We start from the raw sequence: 7,434 nt of genomic DNA, 5'->3' as shown, positions 1-7,434 counted from the left end.
GTTTTTTAGTATTGTTCAGGCAACCCTTTCTGCAATCAACATGAGCACCTTCCATCCCGCTCCCTTCGTGATTCACACATTAATCTCTGGTATGGTTTTTGGTATCGGAATGGTTATTGCTGGTGGCTGTGCTTCTGGCTCTCTGTATAAAGTCGGTGAAGGTAATGGCACCTCCCTCCTTGCGGTGATTTTTGGCCTTTCCATCGGTCAGGCAATATTTGTAGATATGGGTGGGATATTTAACAAACTTCTCCCGCAATCATGGATAGCATCCTCTGCAGCAAAAGGACTCCCTAAAGAGAAAATAACCTCATGGTTTGACACTTATCTCACTGGCTACGTGTGGGATCAGCCAACGCTTCAATTATCCCATACAAAGGCAATATCGGAGGCGTTTCCCGGGGCGTGGAAGTATTTTATTGGTGATGCGATGATAAACACCATCATACCGGCAATACTGCTGCTGGTGGTGATATATGCTGTCTGGGTTAGAAAAGGCTTTATCAAGAAGAGGGTAAAGGAAAAAGGTACAACAGGTTTTGGTAAGGAGATTGCTGGTATCTGGAGCATGATAACTGCCTCCAAGAGGACAACCATTATGGGCATACTCATCGGCATTACTGCAGGTATTCACATCCTTGCCATAAAAGGGATGCAGCTTAAGTTTGGTGTTAACAATTTTGGACAGCTTCTAACAAGAATGGGTCATAATGGTGATGTCACTATAAAGGGTACGGTCTTTGACCCTGGATACTGGTATATCACCAGCCAGGAGGCACAATTGGGTGCATGGATTCTGGAGAAATTCGGCTGGAATATGCACGACAATGTATTCTTCGGTGTCGTTAACGGAATCCCAGAACTCTGGCGCAACCCTGCACTCTGGATGTCAATAGGTATAATCTTTGGCGCTATGGTTATGGCCCGTTTAAACAATGAATTCAGGTTTAAAATGCCAAAAGGTGAGCTCTGGGTCTGGGGTATTCTCGGTGGAATATTGATGGGAATAGGCTCAAGGCCTTCTTTGGGATGCAATATCGGGGCATTCTTCATAAGGGTTGCTGGTGGTGACCCCAGTGGATGGTTATACCTTGCGGGTATGGCAACTGGTGCCTTTATCGGTGTTAAGTTCTTTAACTGGTGGACAGAGAGGAAAATGGCTAAGGAAATCGAAGCTTTTTAATTAACTATGAATTAAAAGGAGGAAAACTATTATGGCTGTGAAATTCGAGAAAAAAGGTGAAGGAAGCTATATGCTTGATGTGTGTGGGTATGTCTGCCCGCATCCCCAGATCTATTGCAAAAAGTCTCTTGAGAAAGTGAGCGTGGGCGATGTTATTGAGGTAATTTTCGACAATCCCTCGTCTGCTGAGACTATTACCCAGATGTGTGATTCCATGGGACACGAGGTCATAGATAAAAAACAGGAAGGCGGTAAATTTATATTTAAGATAAAGAAGACATAAGTTTTTGAATCGTAGGAGGCGATGGAATGAAGAATAGTTTGTGGATTATGATTGTTATTGTTGTTGCGATACTGGGCTTTTTGGTTGGCCTATGGCGCTCCAGGCGGAGGCTATGGCGCTCCAGGCGGAGGCTATGGCGCTCCAGGCGGAGGCTATGGCGCTCCAGGCGGAGGCTATGGCGCTCCAGGCGGAGGCTATGGCGCTCCAGGCGGAGGCTATGGAAAATAAATTCTGTGCATACTAAATAAGAGGGACAAAAATGAAAAAAGTATTGCTTGCAATAGACGACACTAAGGGCTCTAAAACTACTCTCAAAACATTCATTGATTTATTTTCATGTGCACGCCCAGAAAAGGTGTTGCTGCTGTATGTTGAAAAGTTTGAAGGCAGGTCTTTAATAGATGAAATGCTGGGTAATGCAGAAATGTCTACTTTAAGGGAAGCATTAGAAGGAACAGAATTCAAAAAGGCAATGGACAGGAAAGCCAATACAATTTTAGAATATTACAAAAAGGCCCTGGAAGATAATGGCGTGACCGGGATAAAGACTGTTATTAAATCAGGCCATCCGGCAGAGGAAATTCTCAAAACTGCAAAAGAAGAAGGGGCCGAAATGATAATTATTGGTTCGAGAGGGAAAAGGTTGCATACGCTCTCGATGGGCAGCGTTAGCAGAGAAGTGGCTAACAGCGCTAACGTCTCTGTGTTGATAGCAAGATAGAATTTAAGGTTAAACACAAACTTATTACCCTGTGGCAAAACCGCAGGGTATATTCTATTAATACAAACGCATTTAATTGTGATACTTTCCTGCTTAAAAAGATGAGAACTATAAGAATACTCCTCTTTGTGATTGCTGCCCTTTTATTCGTCAGTATATCAGCATGCAAACAAAAGACTAAACCAGCAGAGACGAATCCCCACTTATTAGTAACACCAGCAGATATAAAGGAAAATATTGGAAAATGGATTGTGATTGACTGCAGGAGTAAGGCTTTATACAATGAAGGGCACATCCCTGGCGCTATTAGTCTTGGGGCACGTTGTCATACGCTCCTCAGGGACACTGAAAAAATAATTGCGATAGTAGGAAAAATGAATGACGACTACGATTTTGAATCTATCAGGAAGGGGTTGGAAGAAGGGACAATTGAGAAAAAGACCCTTATAGCAAGTCTGAGTTTAAGACCTGTTGAGGATTTAGAGAAGCTCTTTGCTCAGGCCGGAATTAGTCATGACAAGACTGTAGTGATATATAGCGATTTCAGGGATATTCTCCCTGGCTACCACGCTGTCCCATTTTTCACACTGGAATATCTTGGGCATCCAGATGTCCGTGTCCTCGATGGTGGATTTGAGGCATGGGAGGCTGAAAGATACCCTGTTGAGAAGAAAGAGAATAAGCTTCCACCAACAGATTTTAAGGCTAAGGTAGTAAAAAATAGGCTCGCAACAGTTGATGAGGTCTTAAGGATAGCAAAGGGAGAGGCAAAGGATATCCAGCTTGTTGACTCGAGGCTGATTGATGAATATCTCGGCAAAAAACCCTCCCCTCCTGGACATTTCTTAGAAAAGGCTGTAAAAAGGGCTGGCCGTATTCCAAATACAACCCTTAATGTCCCACACTTCCTGCAGTTTACCGATATGAAGACCCTTAAGCTAAAGCCTATAGAAAGGCTTGAGAGGATGTATTTACCCTTAGACAAAAACAAGAGGACGGTTCTCTATTGCTACATAGCAAACCGTATTTCATTCAGTTATTTTATACTCAGACTGCTCGGCTTTAAAGATGTTGCCATTTACCATGATAGCTGGATTGTCTGGGGCAATGATGAGAGCCTACCCATAGAGACCGGGCCAAGGTAACTAATATGGTGAAATACGGTATAATAAATTATCTACCATAGGGTACCTCCCTTTGGGAGGATGGTAATATGTCTGAAGAAAAAAGAAACCAAATCTGGGCCCTTGTAATAACAGGCATTCTCATCCTGGCCAGTTTGGTATATTACAAGGTAAATGTATATTACCTCTACCTTGTAGCATACATCTGGTTCGGCTTTGTCTATGGGATGATGCTTCAGAATGGTAGATTCTGCTTTGCCTCTGCTTCGAGAGACCTTTTCGCTGCCGGGGTGCCGAGGATGGCTGTTGGTATTCTGGTAGCACTCGTGTTTTTCAGTATCGTTCAGGCAATCCTTTCTGCAACCAGGATGAGCACCTTCCATCCAGCCCCTTTCGGGCCTCATACATTAATCTCAGGGGTAATATTCGGCCTTGGAATGGTCCTTGCCGGTGGCTGTGCATCAGGCACCCTGTATAAAGTTGGTGAGGGTAATGGTACATCTCTCCTTGTGGCGGTTGCTGGACTTTCCATCGGGCAGGCAATATTCGTAGATCTGGGGGGAATATTTAACGAGCTCCTGCCCAACTCATGGATAGCATCATCTGCTTTAAAAGAACTTCCTGCCCCTAAAGGAGTCCCTCCTGATAAAATTACCTCCTGGTTTGACGTATATCTTACTGGCTATGTATGGAACTTGCCAGCGATTCAACTCTCTGAGACAAAGACTATATCAGATATCTTTCCAGGGGCATGGAAGTATTTCATTGGCAATTCATTGATAAATGTCGTTATACCTGCAATGCTACTGATCGTTATAATTTATCTGGCTGTCAGCAGAAAGGTCTTTATGAAAAAGATGAAGGACAAGGGCAGGAGAACCCTTCGTGATGAGATTGCTGGTATCTGGAGCATGATAACTGCCTCTAAGAGGACAACCATTATGGGAGTGCTTATTGGTATTACTGCAGGGCTTCACATCCTTGTGATGAAGGGGATGCAGTTGAAATTTGGTGTTGATAATTTCGGGAAGCTTCTCACAAAGATGGGGCATACAGGTGATGTCTCAGTTGACGGGACAGTCTTTGACCCTGGATACTGGTATATCACAAGCCAGGAGGCTCAATTTGGGGCATGGATCATGGAGAAATTTGGCTGGAATATGCATGACAATGTATTCTTCGGTGTAAATAATGGTCTTCCTGAGCCCTGGCGTAACCCTGCACTCTGGATGTCAATAGGTATAATCCTCGGCGCTATGGTAATGGCACGTTTAAATAATGAATTCAAATTTAAGATGCCAAAGGGTGAGCTATGGGTCTGGGGGCTCCTCGGTGGAATATTGATGGGAATGGGCTCAAGACCTTCTTTAGGATGCAACATCGGCGCATTCTTTATAAGGATTGCTGGTGGCGACCCAAGCGGATGGCTATATGGTTTGGGTATGGTAACTGGTGCCTTTCTCGGTGTCAAGTTCTTTAACTGGTGGACAGAAAGGAAGATGGCTAAAGAGATAGCGGCATTTGATGTGAGGCTATGATGAAAATACCTTTGGTAGTTATAGCTATTGTTATCGTGGGAATTCTGGGCTTTTTTGTAGTATACAGTCAAACAACTATCCCTAAAGAAGCGGCTGGTCCTGAGGCAGCTGCACCTGCCTATGGGGCAGGGGTAGCTACAGAGAGTATCGACTATGGAACCATAATAGTTATAATCATCCTATGTGCTGCTGTGCTCTTAAGTGGCCCCTTGAGGAGCGCCCTCGGCAAGAAAAAGCCATGAAAAAAGACGAAGTTATTATATTAGGCGGCGGTCTTGCAGGACTTTCTGCTGGATACGTCCTGTCAAAGGCAGGCCAGCCAGTTATAGTATTCGAGGGTGCCTCAACAGTTGGAGGCCTGTCAAAGACAGTTGTTCAGGGCGAATTCAGGTTTGATTTAGGCGGCCACAGGTTCATCACAAAAAGCGAGAAGATAGAGCATTTTGTAAAGGAACTGCTGGACGGTGAATTGATAGTAGTGCCCCGCAAAAGCAAAATCTACCTGCGCAATAAGTACTTTGACTATCCCCTGAAGTCTGCCAATGCCATTTTTGGTCTGGGCGTACTCACCACCTTAAAGATAATATTTGACTACAGCATCGAACGGTTCAAAAAACCTGTAAAAGAGACCGACAATATCTCTCTCGAGGACTGGGTTGTAAGTAATTTCGGCCGCACAATGTTTAATCTCTATTTCAAAGAGTACAGCGAAAAGGTATGGGGCATTGAATGTAGCAGGATAAGCGCTGAATGGGTAGCACAGCGCATTCATGGCCTATCCCTCGGTGTTGCAATTAAGAATGCCTTTTTCAAATTCAGTGGAAATGGGATACATACCCTCGCAGACAGATTCTTCTATCCTCAGCTCGGGGTTGGCCGGATTTCTGATAAGCTTCAGCGGGGGATAGACAAAAATAACCATGTTCTTACAAACACCAGCATCGTGCAATTAAGCCACACTGATTTCAGGGTAGAGGGTGTGACTGTAAAAAACTGTGATCATACCTATGCTGTCACCGGGAGAGAATTCATATCCAGCATACCTATAACCACATTAGTCCAGATGCTTCACCCACAGGCTCCTGAAGATGTGCTCAACGCAGCTTCCAGGCTCAGATACAGAGACCTTGTAGTAGTAACAGTTATGGTAAACCGTGAAAGGGTTACAGACCAGACATGGATATATGTCCCTGAGCGAAAAATACCCTTTGGCAGGATTCACGAGCCAAAAAACTGGAGCGCTGAAATGGCTCCTGAAGGCAAAACGCATCTTGTAGTGGAATACTTTTGTTTTGAGGGTGACGAAACATGGAGGATGAGTGATGATGAATTGGCCAGAAGCACTATCCAGAACCTGGAGAATTTAGGATTTATTAAGAGAAACGAGGTTATAGACAGCGTTGTACTCAGAGTGCCAAAAGCCTATCCCCTGCTTGAAATCGGATATAGAGAGCACTATGATAAAATAATTAACTATCTGAGCAGGTTCAAAAATCTGCACATTGCAGGCAGAGGAGGAATGTTCAGGTATTATAATATGGACCATGCGATAGAGACAGGGATTGAAGCAGCGGAAAAGATAATTAAAAATTCAAATTGAAAAATTCATGCCGACAAGTCGGTACAAAGGATAATAAAAGGGTAATAAAATGTCATTCCTGCGAAAGCAGGAATCCAGAGATTAATTAAAGGACTGGATTCCGTGTCAAGCACGGAATGACGGATTGAGGAGTATTTTCAGGTGAAAAATTCAAGAATAAGAACTCAATAATTACATGAGATGTGCTCTGATTATCCCTTCCTGGGTGCCTGAAAATATCTTCTCCTCTAAGACTGCAAGCTCCCAGATAAATTACTGGCAGCCGCTGGGGACACTCTACGTGGCGGCCTGCCTTCAGAAGGCAGGCCATGAGGTCAAGTTTCTAAACGGCGCCTTTATGTCCCATGAAGAGATACTGAAGGAAGTGAAGGCATATAAGCCTGAGTTTGTTGGAATCTATTCCACTACCTTTGGCTGGGACAGAGCAAAGAAGACAGCGTCTGACATAAAAAAGAGCCTCGAGGATGCCTTCATCTGTGCAGGAGGCCCATATCCTATCGCCATGCAGGAGCAATGCCTTCTTGATAATAGAGCTGAGGGCATTGATGCTATAGTTACTGGCGAGGGCGAACTAACAGTTACCGAGATGTTGGATAATCTTCAGAAAGGGAAGAGTCTTGCTGGTGTAGAAGGCGCGGTCTACAGAGAAGGTAACAGAATAGTAAAAAATCCATCAAGACCTTTAATCGCTGACCTTGATTCTATTCCCTTTCCTGCCAGAGAGCTTTTAGGTGATGCTAATCTATATATTCCTCCACCAGCCACATACAGAAAAAAGCCTGTTGCTGTTGTGATTACCTCCAGGGGCTGTGACAGGAGGTGTATCTTCTGCTTTCAGATTGATAAGGAAAGAAGGAGCGGAATCCGCTATCGCAGCGTAAGTAATGTCATGGAGGAAATAGAATTATGTCTGAGGCAGGGCTTCAGGGAGATAAAATTCATTGATGACACCTTAGCCGCTGATTACGAAAGGGCAATGCAGATA

At 44.1% G+C, this 7,434-nt stretch carries 9 protein-coding genes; all 9 read left to right on the top strand.

All coding sequences use genetic code 11. From position 1 onward, the window contains the following. A partial coding sequence (locus HZC12_00575; GenBank protein MBI5025230.1) for a YeeE/YedE family protein occupies positions 1–1,183 on the top strand: 1,183 nt, incomplete at its 5' end. A 31-nt stretch (positions 1,184–1,214) separates the two neighbouring features. Continuing rightward, positions 1,215–1,466, top strand: a complete 252-nt coding sequence (locus HZC12_00570; GenBank protein ID MBI5025229.1) for a sulfurtransferase TusA family protein — start codon at positions 1,215–1,217, stop codon at positions 1,464–1,466. A 63-nt stretch (positions 1,467–1,529) separates the two neighbouring features. Further along, a complete protein-coding gene (locus HZC12_00565) occupies positions 1,530–1,694 on the top strand; it encodes a hypothetical protein (GenBank protein MBI5025228.1) in 165 nt (54 codons plus the stop codon). A gap of 31 nt (positions 1,695–1,725) precedes the next feature. Next, positions 1,726–2,187, top strand: a complete 462-nt coding sequence (locus HZC12_00560; protein ID MBI5025227.1) for a universal stress protein — start codon at positions 1,726–1,728, stop codon at positions 2,185–2,187. Positions 2,188–2,288: 101 nt separating this feature from the next. Further along, positions 2,289–3,332, top strand: a complete 1,044-nt coding sequence (locus HZC12_00555) for a sulfurtransferase (GenBank protein ID MBI5025226.1) — start codon at positions 2,289–2,291, stop codon at positions 3,330–3,332. Positions 3,333–3,400: 68 nt separating this feature from the next. Further along, complete coding sequence (locus HZC12_00550) at positions 3,401–4,849, top strand: YeeE/YedE family protein (protein MBI5025225.1); 1,449 nt, start codon at positions 3,401–3,403, stop codon at positions 4,847–4,849. Beyond that, positions 4,846–5,091 (top strand): hypothetical protein, encoded by a 246-nt coding sequence (locus HZC12_00545; GenBank protein ID MBI5025224.1) that lies wholly within the window; start codon positions 4,846–4,848, stop codon positions 5,089–5,091. Before HZC12_00550 ends, HZC12_00545 begins: the two co-directional genes overlap by 4 nt. Beyond that, the gene (locus tag HZC12_00540; GenBank protein MBI5025223.1) at positions 5,088–6,449 is read left to right on the top strand and encodes an FAD-dependent oxidoreductase; all 1,362 of its coding nucleotides are present in this window, start codon (positions 5,088–5,090) and stop codon (positions 6,447–6,449) included. The genes HZC12_00545 and HZC12_00540 overlap by 4 nt, the downstream gene beginning before the upstream one ends. Before the next feature lie 175 nt (positions 6,450–6,624). Beyond that, positions 6,625–7,434 (top strand): B12-binding domain-containing radical SAM protein (locus HZC12_00535; GenBank protein ID MBI5025222.1); only part of this gene is annotated, 810 nt, incomplete at its 3' end.

This window comes from Nitrospirota bacterium (assembly GCA_016214385.1).
Lineage (GTDB): Bacteria > Nitrospirota > Thermodesulfovibrionia > UBA6902 > JACROP01 > JACROP01.
This window is presented reverse-complemented; position numbering and strand designations above follow the sequence as displayed.